A 19,628-nucleotide genomic window follows, 5' to 3' on the forward strand; every position below is an offset into this window, starting at 1 on the left:
CAAAGGGCTTGAGCGTGGTCTGCGGGTTCATCCTGAGGTCGTGCAAAACACCTGACTATCGATAAAAACTCATTGGAGCCATGACGCCGGCGCATGCCTCGTTGCGAGGCATGCGCTGACCTTTTTCGGGCATTCAGAGCGCGCGAATCACGTGCTTGATTTCCTGAAATGCCGCCAGGCCCCATGGCCCCAATTCGCGGCCGATGCTGCTCTGTTTGTAGCCGCCCCACGCGGTCTGCGGGAAGATCACCTGCGGCGCGTTGAGCCACACCAGCCCCGCCTGCAGGGCGTTGGCGACCCGATCCGCGGTCTCGGCATTGCGCGTGACGACACTGGCGACCAGCCCGAACTGACTGTCGTTGGCCAGGGCAATCGCCTCCGCTTCCGAAGCGAAACTGCGCACGCAGATCACCGGGCCGAAAATCTCTTCACACCACAGCGCACTGTCGAGGGGCACTTCGGTGAAGATCGTCGGCTGCAAGAAATATCCGCGCGGCAGATCGGCCGGACGATTACCGCCACAGATCAGCTTGGCCCCGGCGCTGAGGCCACGGTCGATGTGACCGAGCACACGCTGGTACTGCGCCTGATTGACCAGCGCGCCCATCTCGACTTCAGGATCGAACGGATCGGCCACCCGGATTTTTTCCGCGCGGGCCTTCAGACGAATCAGGAATTCATCGGCAATTTCATCGGCCACCAGCACTCGGCTGGTGGCCGAGCACATCTGCCCGGCGTTGAAGAAACCGCCACCGCAAGCCAGCTCCACCGCCAGATCCAGGTCGGCATCTTCAAGAATCAGCAGCGAGGATTTGCCGCCCAGTTCCAGGCTAACGCCCTTCACGGTTTCAGCGGCGCGCTGCATCACTTGCACACCCACGGCGTTGCTGCCGGTGAAGGAAACCTTGGCGATGCGCGGATCCGCTGACAGCGGTGCACCGACTGCCAGACCGGTGCCGCACACCAGGTTGAACACGCCTTTGGGCAGACCGGATTCGGCAATGATGGTCGCCAGTTCCAGCTCCGGCAGCGGTGTGACTTCCGACGGTTTGAGCACCACGCAGCAACCGGCGGCCAGGGCCGGGGCGAGTTTCCACGCGGTGGTGACCATCGGGAAATTCCACGGCACGATCAGCCCGACCACACCGCACGGCTCGCGGCGCAGACGTGCGCTGAAATCGTCGCTGGGCAGCGGCACGTCGCTGTCGAGTCTGGCGTCGAGGCCTTCGGCGAGTTCGGCGTAGTACTCGAAGGTGGCGATCACGTCGTCGACATCGATGCCCGCTTCGAACTGCGGTTTGCCGTTGTTGCTCGACTGCAACTTCATCAGATGTTCGCGACCGTTGCGCACGCCATTGGCGATGCTGCGCAGTATCGCGGCGCGCTCGGCACCGGTGGTTTTCGACCAGCCCTTGAAGGCTTCGGTCGCCGCCGTTACAGCCTGGTTGACGGCGCTTTCGTCACCGCCATTGACCGTGGTCAGCAGCGCTTCGGTGGCCGGGTTGATGACGCGCAGGTGTTCGCGGCCGGCGGACCATTGGCCGTTGATGTACAGGCCGTCGAGTGTGGTCGGGAAATTGATCATTGGGCCACCGCCTTCATCCATTGGGTCTGGTCGATTTCGATCAGGGTCGGGCCCTGACGATCGGTGGCGGCGCGCAGTGCACCGCGCAGGTGTTCGGCCGAGCTGATCGCTTCTGCTGCGCAACCCAGTGCCTTGGCCACACCGATGAAATCCGGGGTATAGATATCCACGCCCACCGGCTCGATGGCGCGGTTGACCATGTATTTCTTGATCTCTTCGTAACCCTGGTTATTCCACAGCAGGATGATTACCGGGGTGCGCGCTTCGACGGCGCTGGCCAGTTCCGGCAGGGTGAATTGCAGACCGCCGTCGCCGATCAGGCACACCACCGGCGGACGTGCGCCGTGTTCGAGGTTGCCACCGAGCCACGCGCCGATCGCCGCCGGCAAGGCGTAACCGAGGGTGCCGTAACCGGTGGACGAGTTGAACCAGCGGCGCGGGCGCTCCGGGTTGAACGTCAGGTTGCCGGTGTACACCGGTTGCGTGGAGTCACCGACGAACACTGCGCTCGGCAATTCGTGCAGCACGGTTTCGAGGAAACGGGTCTGGGCCAGCGTCGGGGCATCCCAGGTCGCGGCCAGGTCTTCACGCAGACGCGCGGCGCGTACCTGACCCCAATCGTTGCGGCGCTCGGCCAGCGGTTTGTGCGACAGCGCGCTCAGCAATGCTTGCGCAGCGTTGCGCGAGTCGGCCACCAGCGCCACGTGAGGCGGGTAATTGCGCACGGTCTGGTCGGGATCGATATCGACGCGCAGCAACTTGCCGGGGATTTCGAAACCACCGGCGAAGGTGACGTCGTAGTCGGTTTCCGCCAGTTCGGTGCCGATCGCCAGCACCACGTCGGCCTCGGCCACCAGAGCGCGAGTCGCCACCAGGCTCTGGGTCGATCCGATCAGCAGAGGATGGCTGGATGGCAGCATGCCTTTGGCGTTGATGGTCAGGGCCACCGGTGCGTCGAGCAACTCAGCCAGTTCGGTGAGTTCGACAGCCGCATCGATGGCGCCGCCGCCGGCGAGGATCAGCGGACGCTGGGCGCCGGCCAGCAGTTCAGTCATGCGGCTCACGGCGGCCGGCGCAGCACCGGCGCGGTCGATGTTGACCGGCACGCTGGTCAGCAGTTCGTCGGCTTCTTCGACCAGCACGTCCAGCGGAATTTCGATGTGCACCGGACGCGGACGCCCGGCCTGGAACAGCGCAAACGCACGGGCCAGTACGCCCGGCAATTCGGACGCCGACATCAGGGTGTGGGAGAACGCCGCCACGCCGCCGACCAATGCGCTCTGGTTCGGCAGTTCATGCAGCTTGCCGCGACCGCCGCCCAGTTGGCTGCGCGACTGCACGCTGGAGATCACCAGCATCGGGATCGAATCGGCGTACGCCTGGCCCATGGCGGTGGTGATGTTGGTCATGCCTGGACCTGTGATGATGAAGCACACACCCGGTTTGCCGCTGGTGCGGGCATAACCGTCGGCCATGAAGCCGGCGCCCTGCTCGTGGCGCGGGGTGACGTGGTTGATGCTCGAACGGGCCAGCCCGCGATACAGCTCCACGGTATGCACCCCGGGAATGCCGAACACCTGCTCGACCCCATAATCTTCGAGTAACTTGACCAGTACTTCGCCACACGTCGCCATGTCTTTGCCCTTCTTGTTCGTTGAGGCACCGGGCTTTAAAGGAACCGGTGATTGGCCTCATTGAAACGGGCGACCCGTAGCCGCAACAATCGATAAAAGCTCATACTAGCCATGTCCTCACGTCATACCTTGGATCCACATGAAACGACTGCCTCCCCTGCCCGCCCTGCACACGTTTCTGATTACCGCGCAGTGCTGCAACTTCACCCGGGCCGCCGAGCAGTTGCACATCACCCAGGGTGCGGTGAGCCGGCAGATCGCGGGGCTTGAGGAACATCTGGGTTATGAGCTGTTCATTCGCCTGGCCCGGGGCCTGGAGCTGACGGCCGAAGGTCGCGAATGGCTGCCACGGGTGCAGCAGGTGTTCAGCCTGATCGGCGATTCGGTGGAGCAGATCGGCGCCAAACGCGAAACCCTGCAACTCAAGGCCCCGAGCTGCGTGATGCGCTGGTTGTTGCCGCGCCTGCTGCAATGGCAGCGCGAGCGCCCGGACGTGCCGGTGAAACTCACGGCGTCGTTGCAGCACGGGGTGGACTTTCATCGCGAGCAATTCGACGCGGCGGTGATCTACGGCACCGCGCCCCACGACTCACCCGCGACCCTGCATCTGTTCGATGAGCAACTGACGCCGGTCTGCTCGCCGACACTGCTCAACGGTGGGCCGGCCCTGCACGCACCGGCAGACCTGCAACAGCATCTGCTGCTGCACCCGACTCACACGGATGACGACTGGACACTCTGGCTCGAAGCCGCCGAACTGCACTTGAGCAATATCGCCAGCGGTCAGCATTTCGAAACGCTGGATCAGGCGATGTCGATGGCGTCCCACGGGACGGGGGTGGCGATCGGCGACTGGTCACTGATCGGCGACGACTTGAACGCCGGGCGACTGGTGATGCCGTTCGATCTGAAGGTGAAGACGGGATTAGGCTATTACATCGTCGCGCCGGCGTCGGAGCCTTCGGCGAAATTGCAGGAGTTGATGGGGTGGTTGGTTGAGCAGGCTCATACGCGGTGAGGCCTTGCCCTCACCCTAACCCTCTCCCGGAGGGAGAGGGAACTGACCGAGGTGTCTTACGTAATACATCGACCTGAAAAATCTGGGCGATTATGGATTCAATACATCCCGTTCAAGTCGGCGTAATTTTCAAGCATCCCACGATCGGCTCCCTCTCCCTCCGGGAGAGGGCTGGGGTGAGGGGCTTTTCAGTACTTAATAACCGACAGTAAACCGCTGACGCGAATGCTTCGGCGTTTCCACTTCGTCGATCAACGCAATCGCATAGTCGGCAAAGCTGATCGAGCTCTGACCTTCAGCACTCACCAGCAAGTCATCCTTGCCGACCCGGAACTTGCCGGTGCGCTCGCCTTCGAAGAACAGCGCCGACGGCGACAGGAACGTCCAGTCCAGTTCCTTCTCCTGACGCAAGGCCTCAAGAAACGCCGCGCCAGCGCTGGCCTCAGCCTTGTACTCGGCCGGGAAACCGGCGCTGTCGATCACACGAGTGCCGTCCGGCAGCAACAGCGAACCGGCACCGCCGACCACCAGCAGACGTTTCACCCCGGCCTGTTTCACCGGGCCGATCAGCGCGCTGGCCGGCACCGTGGCGAAATGCGCGGCGCTGATCACCACATCGTGGCCGGCGACGGCGTCCTGCAACGCGGCTGCATTCAGCACGTCGACATTCTTGCTGACCACACCGGCGCGGGCGCCGATCTTCGAGGTATCCCGGGCGATGGCGGTGACGCTGTGGCCGCGACGCAGGGCTTCTTCCAGCAGTTGGCTGCCGGCACGGCCGGTGGCACCAATGATTGCGATCTTGCTCATGACATTCTCCAGTTGGCTTGAGAGTGCTGCGTTTTTCAGAATCGGGTTACCACTGCATTTCGCCCTTGGCGACTTTGGCGCTGAGCTCCAGCGAGCTTTCTTCGCCCAGTGTCGGGTAGCGTTTTTTCATCGCGGCGATCAGCGCGGCAGAGTCCTTGGCCTTGGCCGTTTCGGCATCGAATGCCTTGATGTAGTCGGCAGTGAATTTCACCGCCGCCAGCGAACGGGCGCTGTCACCCAGGTAGTGACCCGGCACCACGGTTTTCGGTTTCAGGGTTTCGATCGAATGCAGGGTTTCCAGCCAGTCAGCGTGAGATTGCGCAGTCTGGGTGTCGGCCATCCAGACGTGGATGTTCTCGGCGATAACCACACCGCCGACCACGGCTTTCAGCGACGGAATCCACACGAAGCTGCGATCCGGCTGCTTGCCTTCCAGACCAACCACCTGCAATTTCTGACCTTCGAGCATCAGGCTGTCGCCCTTGAGCACGCCCGGCACGATGGTTTTGGCCGGCACGTCGGCGCCCATTTTCGGGCCCCAGAAGGCGAGTTTGCCGTCGACGGTTTTCTTGATGTGATCAACGGTGGGTTGCGAAGCCAGCACCTTGGCATCCGGAAAGGCTTTTGTCAGGGTGTCGAGACCGAAGTAGTAATCCGGGTCACCGTGGCTGATGTAGATGGTGGTCAGTTGCTTGCCGCTGGCGCGGATCTTTTCCACCACTTGCTCAGCCTGGGATTTGCCGAACTGCGCGTCCACCAGAATCGCGTCCTTCTCGCCGCTGACCAGCACCGAGGTCACCGGGAAGATCGCATGGGTGCCCGGGTTGTAGACATCGAGGGTCAGGTTCGCAGCCGCTGCGTGGGCAGCAAAGCCGAGGGTGGCGGTGGCCAGTAAAACGCGCTTGAGGGTGGTGAAGCCGATCATGGGTTGCTCCGCTGTTCGAATGCCGTGCTTGGCGATGGGGACAGAGCTTAGTTGCCAGACTCGTTACAAAAAATGCGATGCTTGAACATAGTTTGTTTCTGAAAGCGGGCAAATCATGGATCGTCTCCAAGCAATGCGGGTGTTTGTCACGGTGGTGGATCTGGGCAGCCAGTCGGCGGCGGCCGATCACCTGGACCTGTCACGGCCGGTGGTGTCGCGCTATCTGGCGGAACTGGAAGACTGGGTCGGCGCGCGCCTGATGCACCGCACCACGCGCAAGTTGAGCCTGACCGCCGCCGGCAACGAGATCCTGCCGCGCTGCCGGCAAATGCTGGAGCTGTCCGGCGACATGCAGGCCGCCGTCAGCGAACCTGCCGATGCGCCACGGGGTTTGCTGCGGATCAGCGTCAGTACCTCGTTCGGCCAGGCGCAACTGGCCGATGCCATGGCGGCGTTCGTCAAAGCGTATCCGGGGGTGAACATCGACCTGCAAATGCTCGATCGCACCGTGAACCTGGTGGACGAGCGCATCGACCTGGCGATCCGCACCAGCAACGATCTCGATCCCAACCTGATCGCCCGGCGACTGACGGTCTGCCGTTCGGTGGTCTGCGCGGCGCCCGCCTATCTGCAGGAACATCCGCAGCCACAACGGGTCGAGGATCTGAGCCGGCACAACTGCCTGACCCATTCCTATTTCGGCAAGAGCCTGTGGCATTTCGAGGAAGATGGCGAACCGGTTTCGGTGCCGGTGCAGGGCAACATCAGCGCCAACGAGGCCAGCACCCTGCTGCGCGCGACTCTGGCCGGCGCCGGGGTCGCGATGCTGCCGACCTATCAGGCCGGGGTGCATGTGCACAGTGGTGAACTGGTTCGCCTGCTGTCCCACGCCGAGCCTCGGCAGATGAACATCTACGCCGTATATGCCTCGCGCAAGCACATGCCGGCGGCGCTGCGCTGCATGCTGGATTTTCTGGTGCAGCGTTTTCCCGAAAACCCGCAGTGGGATCAGCTTTAAGCTGCAAGCTGCAAGCTGCAAGCTGCAAGCGGAGAGCTCCAAGCGGAGAGCGGAGAGCCTGCGTCAATCTTGAAGCTTCAATCTTGAAGCTCGAAGCTTGCAGCTGCTCCCCTCTGGCCTATGCTGAAAGTAGTACCCAAGGGTATTCGTTCAGAGGTCAACGCCATGAACACCAGAACAAGAAGATACCTCGCGATTTTCATCACCTGCGCGGCCACGCTGGCGCTGTACGGCACCGCGGCGTGGCGCGTGGAGCAGTTGCGGCAACTGCCCCGTGAGTACGCGAGCTGCAACTTCGAGCGCTGCATCCCTCACAACGCCACCCTCAACGCCCTGCGCTGACGCAGGACGTCAGGCGTCGTCGTTCTGCTCGGCCTTCAAGCGGTCGCGGAATGCCTTTGGCGAGATCCCCACCCGGCGCCGGAACAGGCGCGTGAAGTTGGTCGGATCGGAAAACCCCAACACCTCGGACATCTCGTAAATGGTCATGCTGGTGTAAGTCAGCAGGCGCTTGGCTTCCAGCAACTGACGCTCGTGCATGATCTGCAGCGCCGGCTGCCCCGCCAGTTCACGGCAGGTGCCGTTGAGGTGCGAGACGGAAATCCCCAGCCGATGGGCCAGGTCTTCGACCTTGACGTGCTGGCGGTAGGTTTCCTCCACCAGCTGAATGAACCCGTTGAGGTATTCGCGCTGACGCTGCGGGCGTTGCGTGGCGTTGTGACGGTGGATCGCCTGACGGCTGACCCAGACCATGATCACGCTGACCAGCGAATGCATGAGCATTTCCCGCGCCGGTTGATGGCCGTTGTACTCGGCCTGCAACGCGGCAAACAGACTGTTGAGGTACTCCGCGTCCTTGCCCGCCGGATAGCTTTCGGCCTGGGCCAGGGCCTGCACCGCGCTACCCAGTTGCGCCTGCAAATGGTTGATCAACGGTGTGGCGAGGGTAACGACAAATCCTTCGACGTCCTCGGAAAAACGGAATCCATGCACCGATAACGGCGGCAGGATCTGGATCGCGGCTTCGTTCAGTTGCGTGCGTAGGCCTTCGATTTCAAGCTCTGCCTGACCTTTGAATACGAAGAGCAACTGGCACAAATCGGCGTGGCGGTGGGGTTTGATTTCCCATTGGTGTTCGCGGCTGCGTTTGGAAATGGTTTCACAGTGCAGCAAGTCAGGGGTCGGCCAGTCCAGGCTTTCACCGTAGAGCTTGAACACCGGAATCGAAGGCAGGTCAGGCTTGTTCATCACTTCAATCCAGGCCTCGAGGTTTGCGGGCGATAATCGCACCGATTGGCAGAATGTACAGGTATCGGCTCAGTTTTCACCTTCAATTGACAGACCCGCAAGGGAAAAATGCAAGCACTCGAATCCTGAAAATCATTCACCGGCCGTTGTCGCGTGAAGCTTGCGAGTCATAAAAACAATGAAAACGCTGAAAACCCAAGTCGCCATCATCGGCGCCGGTCCGTCCGGATTATTGCTCGGCCAACTGCTGCACAACGCCGGCATCGACACTCTGATTCTGGAGCGCCAGACACCTGACTATGTGCTCGGCCGAATCCGCGCCGGCGTGCTTGAACAAGGCATGGTAGAGCTGTTGCGCGAGGCTGGCGTGGGTCAGCGGATGGACGCCGAAGGTCTGGTGCACGGTGGTTTCGAACTGGCCCTCGACGGGCGCCGGATCCACATCGACCTGCAAGCCCTGACCGGTGGAAAAACCGTGATGGTCTACGGCCAGACCGAAGTCACTCGCGACCTGATGGCCGCTCGTCGGGAGACCGGTGGGCAGACAATTTACGAAGCCAGCCATGTCGTTCCCTGTGGCATGAAAAGCGACGAAGCCTATGTGACCTTCGAAAAGGACGGCGAAACCTGGCGCGTCGATTGCGACTACATCGCCGGTTGCGACGGTTTCCACGGCGTGGCCCGGCAGTCGATTCCCGAGGACTGCCTGAAAGTCTTCGAACGGGTGTATCCGTTCGGCTGGCTGGGGATTCTCGCCGACACACCACCGATTCACGACGAACTGGTCTACGCCCGTCACGAGCGCGGCTTCGCCCTGTGCAGCATGCGGTCGGCGACTCGCACCCGCTATTACCTGCAAGTGCCCGCTGAGGAAAACGTCGACGACTGGTCGGATCAGCGTTTCTGGGATGAACTGCGCAAGCGTCTGCCGGAGGATCTGGCGCAGAAACTGGTGACCGGTCCGTCGATTGAAAAGAGCATCGCGCCGCTGCGCAGTTTTGTGGTCGAGCCGATGCAATACGGGCGGATGTTTCTGGTCGGCGATGCGGCGCACATCGTTCCGCCGACCGGTGCCAAAGGTTTGAATCTGGCGGCCAGTGATGTCAGCACGCTGTTCAGGATTCTGCTGAAGGTTTACCGCGAAGGTCGCACTGACTTGCTGGAGAAATACTCGCAGATCTGCCTGCGCCGGGTGTGGAAAGCCGAGCGGTTTTCCTGGTGGATGACTTCGATGCTGCACCGCTTCGACGAGCATGATGATTTCAGCCAGCGGATCTGCGCTTCGGAACTGGACTACTTTGTCAGCTCGGAGGCCGGTCAAAAAACCATTGCAGAAAATTACGTCGGGCTTCCTTATGAGGCTATCGAATAGCCTGCTACCGACTTACACTGGCGAGCACTCACCCGCTCGCCGTGGCACTGCGGGTCAATCACTGCCCGCAGGTTCGCCCGTGACCAATCTCAACCATCCCGAAACGCCCAAACCGGCCATTCGCAGCGTGCTGGTCGCGCTGATGATGGCGATCTTCCTTGGCGCACTGGACCAGACCATCGTCGCCGTTTCCATGCCGGCCATCTCCGCCCAATTCAAGGACGTCAGCCTGCTGGCCTGGGTGATTTCCGGCTACATGGTGGCGATGACCGTGGCGGTGCCGATCTACGGCAAGCTCGGCGATCTGTACGGGCGGCGCAAACTGATGCTGTTCGGCATGAGCCTGTTCACCCTCGCCTCGCTGTTCTGCGGCATGGCCCAGAGCATGGAGCAACTGGTGCTGGCGCGGATTTTCCAGGGCATCGGCGCTGGCGGGATGATTTCGGTGAGTCAGGCGATCATCGGCGACATCGTGCCGCCCCGCGAACGCGGGCGTTATCAGGGCTATTTCTCCAGCATGTACGCGGTGGCCAGCGTTGCCGGCCCGGTGCTCGGCGGCTACATGACCGAGTACCTGTCGTGGCGCTGGGTGTTCCTGATCAACCTGCCGCTGGGCCTCGGCGCGTACTGGGTGGCGCGACGCAACCTGATCGGCCTGCCGATTCCCCAGCGCAAACCGGTCATCGATTATCTCGGCACACTGTTGATGATCATCGGCCTGACCGCTCTGTTGCTGGCGATCACTCAGGTCGGCCAAGGCCATGCGTGGCGCAGCAGCGAAGTGCTAGGCCTGTTCGCTTGCGCGGTGGCGGTGCTGGCAGTGTTCGTCTGGCACGAGCGACGCGCCCGCGAGCCGTTGTTGCCGATGCACCTGTTCACCAACCGCAGCGCCCTGCTGTGCTGGTGCACGATTTTCTTTTGCAGCTTCCAGGCGATTTCCCTGATCGTTCTGATGCCGCTGCGCTTTCAGAGCGTGACCGGCGCAGGGGCGGACAGCGCTGCATTGCACTTGCTGCCGCTGGCGATGGGATTGCCGATCGGCGCGTATTTCGCCGGACGCCGCACCTCGATCACCGGGCGCTACAAACCGCAGATTCTGACCGGCGCGCTGCTGATGCCGATCTCGATCCTTGGCATGGCCTTCAGCCCGCCCGATGCCACGCTGCTCAGCAGCCTGTTCATGCTGCTCAGCGGGATCGCCGGCGGCATGCAGTTCCCGACCTCGCTGGTGGGTACGCAGAACTCGGTCGAGCAAAAGGACATCGGCGTCGCCACCAGCACTACCAACCTGTTCCGCTCTTTGGGCGGTGCGGTGGGGGTGGCGTTGATGTCGGCGCTGTTGCTGGCGTTGTTGCAGGACTCCAGTTTCGCGCACCTCGCCGGCAGCTCGCTGATGAGCGAAGGGCATTCCGGTAACGTGCTGCTCGACGGCCTGAACGCGGCGCCCGGCGATGCGCAGAATGCCTTGCGTGCCGAATTGCTGGTGACGTTCCGGCATTTGCTGATGGTCAGTGCGGCGGTGTCGCTGCTCGGGCTGGCGGCGGCGATTGCGATGCCCAACCGGTTGCTGCGGGGCCGTGAGCACGGCGCCCGCTGACTGTAGAACACCGTATGACCTGTGGGAGCGAGCTTGCTCGCGATTGCGGTTGATCAGTCGACATTTGCGTCACTGCTACATTGCTATCGCGAGCAAGCTCGCTCCCACAGGGGAAGTGCATTCAAGCACTGTAATAACCGACCGCCACCAGGAAATTCCCGACCTTCTTCAGGTAGGCATGTTTGTTCTCGACCTTACCGGTCACCGGATTTTTCCAGCGGTATTCATACTCGCCCTCATCCTGCTTGCCGATCAACGACAGAATCGGCTCGCCCACCGGTTTGCCTTCCGGGTCGTCGACCTTGGCGAAATCGGTGTTGATCAGCCGCAGGTTGGTGCCGTGGGCGACGTAGCGGTGGTTGTTGAGATTGACCACGAACACATACAGGTCGTCCTGCAGGTAACCGCCCTTGAGCGAGTTGATCGCGGACAGCGTGCCCTTCTCGTCCTTGGTCAAATCGCTGGCCGCTTTGTCGAGCAACGCTTTTGCCTGCTCCGCCGACGCCCGCGGCAAGTAATAACCCACCGCCAGAATCCGCTGACCGATGCGTTGATAGTAAACGTGCTTGCGCTCGACCTTGCCGTCGGACCAGTTCTGCCAGCGGTATTCGGCCTGCTGGATGCCGTTGCCTTCCGGCACTTTCAAGGCGTCCTTGAAGGACTTCTGCAAGTCCGGCCCGAGGACTTCGCTGACGTCGCGACCGATCAATGCCGACGACGGCCCGCCGCTGGCGAGCATCACGCCCTTGGTGTCGACCACGAACACGTAACGGTCCTTGTCGACGAATTCGCCCTGGCGGCTGAACGCCGCGAACGCCTTGTCGCCGTTGTCGTGGTAATAGGCCAGCGCCTTTTCCAGCAAGGCGATGGCGGCCTTGCTGTCGTCTTTTTCCGTGGTGGCCGCATTGGCCTGACCGAAACTCAACAGCAGCACCGCGCCGAGCCAGGCCAGCTTGTGCACAAACCCCATGACGCATCCCTCGTTCTTGTTGGTGTTTCAAGAGCGTAGACGGCCTGAAGGCATGTATGGATATTCAGAAAGCTTCTGAATGTTGCTGTGGCGAGGGCGTTCGCGCCCTCGCCACACAAGAGGCTTACGGACGGGCGTTGAGTTGCTGTTGCAGGTTCTGGATCTGCGCTTGCAGGGTGTTGATGTTGCGGGTCATCTGCGCTCGGAACGCATCGAACTCGGCGGTGTTGGTGCCGCCCTGCGCAGCGGCCGGACGGTTGTCCTGCTCGCTCTTGAGGATGACGATTTCCTGCTCCAGACGATCGATCGCCGGGTTCGACCCACCTTGTTTTTTCAAAGCCGTAATGTCGGCACCGAGGCTCTTGAACTGCGCATCGAATCCCTTCACCTGTGCATCAAAGCTCTTGAGCTGAGCATCGAGCTTGCTGGTGTCGGCCGGGGTGCTTTTCAGCGTGGCCAGTTCGGCGCTCAGGGCTTTGACCTGGGCCTGCAACTGAGTGTTGGCGTTCTGTTGTTCAGTGGTCTGGGCGGTCATCTGCGCCAGCCGCTTGTCCAGATCCGTCGCCTGCCCGGCCACGCCCTGCTGCTGTTTGCTCTGATCCTGAAGCGCGCTTTGCAGCTGTTTGATCTGCTGTTTCAGGGCTTCGCTGTCGGTGGTGACATTGGTCTGGCTGGCCACGACTTTGCCGGAAATGTCCTGCAGGCGCCCCGCCGCTTCCTCACTGATGCGCGCGAAACTTTCCTGGGTCGCCACCAGTTGCTGCTCCATCAGCGAGATCTGCTGGAAGCTCCACCAGGCAAGACCAATGAAGGCGAAGAACAATGCGCCGACCAGTGCCCACAACGGCCCGGTGCTGGCGCCCTTGACCTTGACCACCGGCGGCGTGCGCGAATGCACGGTGGTGCGGGCGGTGACCGGAAAATCGTCGTCATCGAGGGTGTCGGCGCGCAGGCTCGGTACATCGTCGAAATCGTCGTGGGCATCGTTACGCATGGACATTGAGGCAACCTTTGTGAAACGCGGTGATGGCAGATTGGCGCGAAGTATAAACCCCGCGGCCGCTGGGGTTGACCCTCAAGCCGTGACGCGGTTCAGTGCCGGCCGGCAGATTCGTATCAACGAATGTCCTGAGCCTTCCACCAGCCACAGAACTCATCGAGGGCCGTCCACAGACTGACTTTCGGATCGTAGTCCAGATAATGCCGGGCGCGACTGATGTCGAGGGTGAAATTTTTGTTCATCACCTGCATGCCCAGGCGCGACAGGGTCGGCTCGGGACGCCCGGGCCAGAGCTTGCACACCCCTTCGTTGAGCGCCGCCACGCTGTAGGCCAGACCGTAGGAACGGTACTTGGTGACCTGTGGGACTTCCATCTTGCGCATCACGTAATTGACCACATCCCACAGCGGCACCGGAGCGCCGTTGCTGATGTTGTAGGCTTTGCCCAACGCGGAGGCGTCGGCCAGCAGGCTGCTGAGCAACGCTTCGTTGAGGTTGTGCACGCTGGTGAAATCGACCTTGTTCAGACCGTTGCCGATGATCGCCAGACGGCCCTTGCGCTGCATGTTCAGCAAGCGCGGGAAGATGCTCATGTCGCCGGCGCCGGTGACGAAACGCGGGCGCAGGGCGAGGGTTTCGAGGCCGAATTCCTGGGCGCCGAAGACCTTTTGCTCGGCCAGGTATTTGGTCGCGGCGTAGTGATGCTTGAAGCGCTTGGGCACTTGCTCTTCGGTCAGGCCGAGATGGTCGCGACCGTCAAAGTAGATCGAGGGCGACGACAGATGCACCAGCCGCCGGACCCGTTGCTTCAGGCAGGCCTCGACCACGTTTTCGGTGACTTGCACATTGCCCTGATGGAAGTCCTGATACCGGCCCCACAAGCCGACCGCGCCGGCGCAATGCACCACGGCTTCGACATCGCTGCACAGCGCACGCACCAGATCCGGATAGCTCAAATCGCCTTGAACGAACTCGGCACCGCGACGCACCAGATGCTCGACACCCTCGGCCCGGCGACCGTTGACCCGCACGTCCAGGCCCTGCTCCAGGGCGAAACGCGCAAAGCGTCCGCCAATGAAGCCGCTTGCGCCGGTGACCAGAATTTTCATGTAGAGCTCCAACAAAACCAGCTGCAAGCTTCGAGCTTCGAGCTGCAAGGTAAATACAGTACGCAAGCGCTTTACTTGGCGCTTGCAGCTTGACGCTCGTAGCTGCTTTCAGGCCACCAGCCATTGCGCCGACGAGCGCACCAATTGTTCGGTCAACAGCCCGAGCAACTGACCGCCATTGCGCCAATGATGCCAGTACAAGGGCACGTCGATAGGTTTATCTGGCAACAGTTCGCGCAGTACGCCGCGCTCCAGTTGCTCGCGCACCTGCAATTCCGGCACCAGTCCCCAACCGAGCCCGGCTTCGGTCAGGCGGATGAAACCTTCGGACGACGGGCACAGGTGATGTTCGAAACCGCCATCGACGCCGAGGGAGGCGAGGTAACGATGCTGGAGAAAATCGTCCGGGCCAAACACCAACGCCGGGGTGCGCGGCAATTGTTCGGCCCGCACGCCGTCGGGAAAATGCCGCTCGATGAACGCCGGACTGGCCAGCGCCCGATAGCGCATCGCTCCGAGCAGCACGCTGCGCGCGCCTGCCACCGGACGCTCACTGGCGCACAGGCAACCGGCCACTTCACCGGCGCGCATGCGTTTGAGGCCGACGGTCTGGTCTTCGACGATCAGATCGAGCAATAGATGTTGTTCGGCGCAGAAGTCGCCCACCGCCTCGGCCCACCAGGTGGCAAGACTGTCGGCATTCAGGGCGATTCGCAGCCGTTCCGGCAGGCCCTCTTCGTCCAGCGCCGGCACCAGCGTCTGCAAATCCCGTTCGAGCAGGCGCACCTGCTGCACATGGTTGAGCAGACGCCGGCCAATTTCGGTTGGCGACGGCGGTGTCCCGCGTACCAGCACCGGTTGGCCGACCCGAGCTTCCAGCAGTTTGATCCTTTGGGAAATCGCCGATTGCGAAAGGCCCAACACCTGCGCCGCGCGTTCGAATCCGGCCTGCTCGACCACAGCGGCCAGAGCGGAAAGCAATTTGTAGTCGAACATCAGTTTTCCTAATGAGCGATCAGCACTATTGGTTTTTCTTATACCGCGTCAACCGGGAGAATAGCCAGCAAGCACTCTTTATCAAGGACCACCATCATGGCTGGCGAAACCTCATTGACCACCCTGCTGCGCAGCATGAGCCCGCAGCTCAATGCCGGCGAATACGTGTTCTGCACCTTGCGCGACGGCCAGTTGCCGAGCGGTCTGGGAATCGTCGGCAGTTTCCGTGAGCAGGAAGGTCTGACGGTGATTCTCGAACGTTCCCACGCCGAGCGCGCCGGTTTCAGCTTCGACTACGTCGCGGCCTGGATCACCTTGAACGTTCATTCGGCGCTGGAAGCCGTCGGCCTGACCGCCGCATTCGCCACCGCACTGGGCAAGGCCGGCATCAGCTGCAACGTGATTGCCGGCTACTACCACGATCATTTGTTCGTCGGTCAGGCCGACGCCGAACGCGCCATGCAAGTGCTGCGCGATCTCGCAGCCAACGCGGAGTAACCGTCATGTGGCAAAGCTATACCAACGGTTTGCTGGTGGCGTTCGGGCTGATCATGGCGATCGGCACCCAGAATGCTTTTGTCCTGGCGCAGAGCCTGCGACGTGAACATCACCTGCCAGTCGCCGCGCTGTGCGTCGCCTGTGATGCGTTGCTGGTGGCGGCAGGTGTGTTCGGTCTGGCCACGGTGCTGGCGCAAAACCCGACCTTACTGGCGGTCGCCCGCTGGGGCGGCGCGGTGTTCCTGATCTGGTACGGCAGCCAGGCGTTGCGCCGGGCGTTTTCCAAACAGAGCCTGCAACAGGGTGAAAACCAGACCGTACGTTCGCTGCGGGCGGTGATGCTCAGCGCACTGGCGGTGACCTTGCTCAACCCACACGTCTATCTCGACACCGTTTTGCTGATCGGTTCTCTCGGTGCGCAACAGTCGGTGCCCGGCGCTTATGTCGTCGGCGCGGCGAGTGCTTCGCTGCTGTGGTTCTTCACCCTGGCGTTCGGCGCGGCATGGCTCGCACCGTGGCTGGCACGGCCGAGTACGTGGCGGATTCTGGATCTGCTGGTGGCGGTGATGATGTTCACGGTGGCGGGGCAATTGATATTGGCTTCCTGAATTATTCCAAACAGCTCTGGAACCTCTATCCCACACAGTTGTTGCGTGGTTAAGCCGCACCCCCGGTGCTATGATCCGAACCCTGCGCCGCAAAGAGTAAAAACTCGCCGGTGCATTTCTGGCCGCCCGTGATCGGCCTTGCGCTCACCGCAACAGACCTGATTAGGAGAATCATCATGGCTTTCGAATTGCCGCCGCTGCCTTACGCACACGATGCCCTGCAGCCGCACATTTCCAAGGAAACCCTGGAATTCCACCACGACAAGCACCACAACACCTATGTCGTGAACCTGAACAACCTGGTGCCAGGCACCGAGTTCGAAGGCAAGACCCTGGAAGAAATCGTCAAGACTTCCTCGGGCGGCATCTTCAACAACGCCGCTCAGGTCTGGAACCACACCTTCTACTGGAACTGCCTGGCGCCAAACGCCGGCGGTCAACCAACCGGCGCACTGGCTGAAGCCATCAACGCGGCTTTCGGTTCGTTCGACAAGTTCAAGGAAGAGTTCAGCAAAACCTCGATCGGCACCTTCGGTTCCGGCTGGGGCTGGCTGGTGAAAAAGGCTGACGGTTCCCTGGCTCTGGCCAGCACCATCGGCGCCGGCAACCCGCTGACCAGCGGCGACATCCCGCTGCTGACCTGCGACGTGTGGGAACACGCTTACTACATCGACTACCGTAACCTGCGTCCTAAGTACGTCGAGGCGTTCTGGAACCTGGTCAACTGGAAGTTCGTGGCCGAGCAGTTCGAAGGCAAGACCTTCACCGCTTAAGCTGCACGCCAGACAAAAAACCCGGCTATTGCCGGGTTTTTTTCTGCCCGCAGAAATCATCACGGGTGCGTCGCATCACAAACAGAGCCTTTTCCCACACGTAAAGCAGCCCTTCTCGCCTTGCCCCCAAGCCACGGCGAACTACCATCAAAAGAGGAAAAATTGTCCGACGCCCCTCAAGTTGGAGGCCAAAACTACCGACACAGTACAAATAGGGCAAATACTCCAGACAGCAGCATTTCGGCCAAGGCCACGGACAAATTTTCCGCGGCTTGATTGTCCCTTTGACTGCCAACACGGGATTGCCAATACTCATGGCAACTTGACGCTACCCGCACGGAACAAGGAATAACCCTTTGAAGCTGGAACTCAAGAACAGCTTGTCGGTGAAGTTGCTCCGGGTCGTGCTCCTGTCGGCATTGATCGTCGGCGTGGTCTTGAGCTGCGCGCAGATCGTTTTCGATGCCTATAAAACACGCCAGGCCGTCGCCGGCGATGCCGAACGCATCCTCGACATGTTCCGCGATCCCTCAACCCAGGCGGTCTACAGCCTGGACCGGGAAATGGGCATGCAGGTGATCGAAGGCCTGTTCCAGGACGACGCCGTGCGCCAGGCCTCCATTGGCCATCCCAACGAAGCGATGCTCGCGCAGAAATCCCGTGAGCTGCAGCATTCCAACAGTCGCTGGCTGACCGACCTGATCCTCGGCCAGGAACGCACGTTCACCACCCAACTGGTGGGACGCGGGCCCTACAGCGAGTATTACGGCGACCTGAGCATTACCCTCGACACGGCCACCTACGGTCAGGGTTTCATCGTCAGCTCGGTGATCATCTTCATTTCCGGCGTGTTGCGCGCCCTGGCCATGGGCCTGGTGCTGTATCTGGTCTATCACTGGCTGCTGACCAAACCGCTGTCGCGGATCATCGAACACCTCACCGAAATCAACCCGGACCGCCCCAGCGAACACAAGATTCCGCAACTCAAGGGCCACGAGAAAAACGAACTGGGGATCTGGATCAACACCGCCAACCAGTTGCTCGAATCCATCGAACGCAATACCCACCTGCGCCACGAAGCGGAAAACAGCCTGCTGCGCATGGCCCAGTACGATTTCCTCACCGGCCTGCCGAACCGCCAGCAATTGCAGCAGCAACTGGACAAGATCCTGGTGGATGCCGGCAAGCTGCAGCGCCGGGTTGCGGTGTTGTGTGTCGGACTGGATGACTTCAAAGGCATCAACGAACAATTCAGCTACCAGACCGGCGACCAATTGCTGCTGGCACTCGCCGACCGCCTGCGCGCCCACAGCGGTCGCCTCGGCGCCCTCGCCCGTCTTGGCGGCGACCAGTTCGCGCTGGTGCAGGCCGATATCGAGCAACCCTACGAAGCGGCGGAACTGGCGCAAAGCATTCTTGATGACCTGGAAGCGCCGTTCGCCCTCGATCATCAGGAAATCCGTCTGCGCGCGACCATCGGCATCACCCTGTTCCCGGAGGACGGCGACAGCACCGAGAAGCTGTTGCAGAAAGCCGAGCAGACCATGACCCTGGCCAAGACCCGCTCGCGCAACCGTTATCAGTTCTATATCGCCAGCGTCGACAGCGAAATGCGCCGCCGTCGCGAACTGGAAAAAGACCTGCGCGACGCCTTGCTGCGCGATCAGTTCTACCTCGTCTATCAGCCGCAGATCAGCTACCGCGATCATCGCGTGGTCGGCGTCGAGGCATTGATCCGCTGGCAGCATCCGGAACACGGTCTGGTGCCGCCGGACCTGTTCATCCCGCTGGCCGAGCAAAACGGCACCATCATCGCCATTGGCGAATGGGTGCTGGATCAGGCCTGCAAGCAACTGCGCGACTGGCACGATCAGGGCTTCGTCGATCTGCGCATGGCGGTCAACCTGTCCACCGTGCAACTGCACCACGCCGAGCTGCCGCGGGTGGTCAACAACCTGTTGCAGATGTACCGCCTGCCACCGCGGAGCCTGGAGCTGGAAGTCACCGAAACCGGCCTGATGGAAGACATCAGCACCGCCGCCCAGCACCTGCTGAGCCTGCGCCGCTCCGGCGCCTTGATCGCCATCGACGACTTCGGCACCGGCTACTCCTCGCTGAGTTATCTCAAGAGTCTGCCGCTGGACAAGATCAAGATCGACAAGAGCTTCGTCCAGGACCTGCTGGACGACGACGATGACGCGACCATCGTTCGCGCCATCATTCAACTGGGCAAGAGCCTGGGCATGCAGGTGATCGCCGAGGGCGTGGAAACCGCCGAACAGGAAACCTACATCATCTCCGAAGGCTGCCATGAAGGTCAGGGCTACCACTACAGCAAACCGCTACCGGCGCGCGAGCTGAGCATTTATCTCAAGCAGGCCCAGCGCAGCAACGCGGCCATCCTCTGAAATCTCCCCCTGCGAAGCCCGGCAAACCCCTTGATCCGCCGGGCGTGCTCTACGCTGTT

General features: G+C 61.5%; 18 protein-coding genes. 9 read left to right on the forward strand and 9 right to left on the reverse strand.

From position 1 onward, the window contains the following. Nucleotides 1-133 precede the first annotated feature (133 nt). Nucleotides 134-1,585 (reverse strand): aldehyde dehydrogenase family protein, encoded by a 1,452-nt coding sequence (locus ABFB52_RS23175; RefSeq protein WP_129973309.1) that lies wholly within the window; start codon nucleotides 1,583-1,585, stop codon nucleotides 134-136. Further along, nucleotides 1,582-3,219, reverse strand: a complete 1,638-nt coding sequence (locus tag ABFB52_RS23180; protein WP_129973308.1) for a 5-guanidino-2-oxopentanoate decarboxylase — start codon at nucleotides 3,217-3,219, stop codon at nucleotides 1,582-1,584. The genes ABFB52_RS23175 and ABFB52_RS23180 overlap by 4 nt, the downstream gene beginning before the upstream one ends. Before the next feature lie 139 nt (nucleotides 3,220-3,358). Between ABFB52_RS23180 and ABFB52_RS23185 the strand changes: the two genes are divergently transcribed. After that, entirely contained in the window at nucleotides 3,359-4,237 is an 879-nt protein-coding gene (locus ABFB52_RS23185; protein ID WP_129973307.1) for a LysR substrate-binding domain-containing protein, read from the forward strand. Between the two features lie 195 nt (nucleotides 4,238-4,432). Here ABFB52_RS23185 and ABFB52_RS23190 read toward each other — a convergent pair whose 3' ends face one another. Both ABFB52_RS23190 and ABFB52_RS23195 read right to left on the reverse strand, forming a co-directional pair. Continuing rightward, entirely contained in the window at nucleotides 4,433-5,047 is a 615-nt protein-coding gene (locus ABFB52_RS23190) for an NAD(P)-dependent oxidoreductase (RefSeq protein ID WP_129973306.1), read from the reverse strand. 46 nt (nucleotides 5,048-5,093) lie between these two features. Further along, nucleotides 5,094-5,972, reverse strand: coding sequence for an MBL fold metallo-hydrolase (locus tag ABFB52_RS23195; RefSeq protein ID WP_129973305.1), 879 nt, complete (start codon nucleotides 5,970-5,972; stop codon nucleotides 5,094-5,096). Nucleotides 5,973-6,087: 115 nt separating this feature from the next. Between ABFB52_RS23195 and ABFB52_RS23200 the strand changes: the two genes are divergently transcribed. Together ABFB52_RS23200 and ABFB52_RS23205 are read left to right on the forward strand one after the other, a co-directional pair. Continuing rightward, entirely contained in the window at nucleotides 6,088-6,990 is a 903-nt protein-coding gene (locus ABFB52_RS23200; protein WP_218569163.1) for a LysR family transcriptional regulator, read from the forward strand. 165 nt (nucleotides 6,991-7,155) lie between these two features. Next, nucleotides 7,156-7,332, forward strand: coding sequence for a hypothetical protein (locus ABFB52_RS23205; protein WP_007953274.1), 177 nt, complete (start codon nucleotides 7,156-7,158; stop codon nucleotides 7,330-7,332). Nucleotides 7,333-7,341: 9 nt separating this feature from the next. On the opposite strand, the gene ABFB52_RS23210 is transcribed toward ABFB52_RS23205, so the two are convergent. After that, a complete protein-coding gene (locus ABFB52_RS23210; RefSeq protein WP_129973304.1) occupies nucleotides 7,342-8,238 on the reverse strand; it encodes a helix-turn-helix domain-containing protein in 897 nt (298 codons plus the stop codon). A 178-nt stretch (nucleotides 8,239-8,416) separates the two neighbouring features. Here ABFB52_RS23210 and pobA point away from each other — a divergent pair, with 178 nt between their 5' ends. Further along, on the forward strand, nucleotides 8,417-9,610 hold the full coding sequence (gene pobA / locus ABFB52_RS23215; RefSeq protein WP_129973303.1) for a 4-hydroxybenzoate 3-monooxygenase: 1,194 nt from the start codon (nucleotides 8,417-8,419) through the stop codon (nucleotides 9,608-9,610). Nucleotides 9,611-9,689: 79 nt separating this feature from the next. Continuing rightward, nucleotides 9,690-11,207, forward strand: a complete 1,518-nt coding sequence (locus tag ABFB52_RS23220; protein ID WP_129973302.1) for an MDR family MFS transporter — start codon at nucleotides 9,690-9,692, stop codon at nucleotides 11,205-11,207. A 121-nt stretch (nucleotides 11,208-11,328) separates the two neighbouring features. Here ABFB52_RS23220 and ABFB52_RS23225 read toward each other — a convergent pair whose 3' ends face one another. The 4 genes from ABFB52_RS23225 to ABFB52_RS23240 form a co-directional block, all read right to left on the reverse strand. Continuing rightward, the gene (locus tag ABFB52_RS23225; protein ID WP_085745253.1) at nucleotides 11,329-12,177 is read right to left on the reverse strand and encodes a cache domain-containing protein; all 849 of its coding nucleotides are present in this window, start codon (nucleotides 12,175-12,177) and stop codon (nucleotides 11,329-11,331) included. Nucleotides 12,178-12,301: 124 nt separating this feature from the next. Further along, a complete protein-coding gene (locus ABFB52_RS23230) occupies nucleotides 12,302-13,177 on the reverse strand; it encodes an ATPase (RefSeq protein WP_129973301.1) in 876 nt (291 codons plus the stop codon). 116 nt (nucleotides 13,178-13,293) lie between these two features. Then, entirely contained in the window at nucleotides 13,294-14,286 is a 993-nt protein-coding gene (locus tag ABFB52_RS23235) for an NAD-dependent epimerase/dehydratase family protein (RefSeq protein WP_129973300.1), read from the reverse strand. A gap of 108 nt (nucleotides 14,287-14,394) precedes the next feature. Beyond that, nucleotides 14,395-15,282 carry a LysR family transcriptional regulator ArgP gene (locus ABFB52_RS23240; RefSeq protein ID WP_064383809.1) on the reverse strand — a complete coding sequence of 296 codons (888 nt, stop codon included), beginning with the start codon at nucleotides 15,280-15,282 and terminating at the stop codon, nucleotides 14,395-14,397. Between the two features lie 96 nt (nucleotides 15,283-15,378). On the opposite strand from ABFB52_RS23240, the gene ABFB52_RS23245 reads away from it, so the two are divergent. The 4 genes from ABFB52_RS23245 (at nucleotide 15,379) to ABFB52_RS23260 (ending at nucleotide 19,569) form a co-directional block, all read left to right on the forward strand. After that, nucleotides 15,379-15,780 carry an ACT domain-containing protein gene (locus ABFB52_RS23245; protein ID WP_129973299.1) on the forward strand — a complete coding sequence of 134 codons (402 nt, stop codon included), beginning with the start codon at nucleotides 15,379-15,381 and terminating at the stop codon, nucleotides 15,778-15,780. A 5-nt stretch (nucleotides 15,781-15,785) separates the two neighbouring features. Continuing rightward, complete coding sequence (locus tag ABFB52_RS23250; RefSeq protein ID WP_007953256.1) at nucleotides 15,786-16,388, forward strand: LysE/ArgO family amino acid transporter; 603 nt, start codon at nucleotides 15,786-15,788, stop codon at nucleotides 16,386-16,388. 176 nt (nucleotides 16,389-16,564) lie between these two features. Beyond that, nucleotides 16,565-17,161: a Fe-Mn family superoxide dismutase gene (locus ABFB52_RS23255; RefSeq protein ID WP_085745256.1), complete on the forward strand. Its 597-nt coding sequence runs from the start codon at nucleotides 16,565-16,567 to the stop codon at nucleotides 17,159-17,161. A gap of 356 nt (nucleotides 17,162-17,517) precedes the next feature. Beyond that, nucleotides 17,518-19,569 carry a bifunctional diguanylate cyclase/phosphodiesterase gene (locus ABFB52_RS23260; RefSeq protein ID WP_011335711.1) on the forward strand — a complete coding sequence of 684 codons (2,052 nt, stop codon included), beginning with the start codon at nucleotides 17,518-17,520 and terminating at the stop codon, nucleotides 19,567-19,569. Nucleotides 19,570-19,628 lie beyond the last annotated feature (59 nt).

The sequence above is a fragment of the Pseudomonas sp. 9.2(2024) genome (assembly GCF_039695385.1).
Taxonomy (GTDB): Bacteria; Pseudomonadota; Gammaproteobacteria; order Pseudomonadales; family Pseudomonadaceae; genus Aquipseudomonas; species Aquipseudomonas paraglycinae.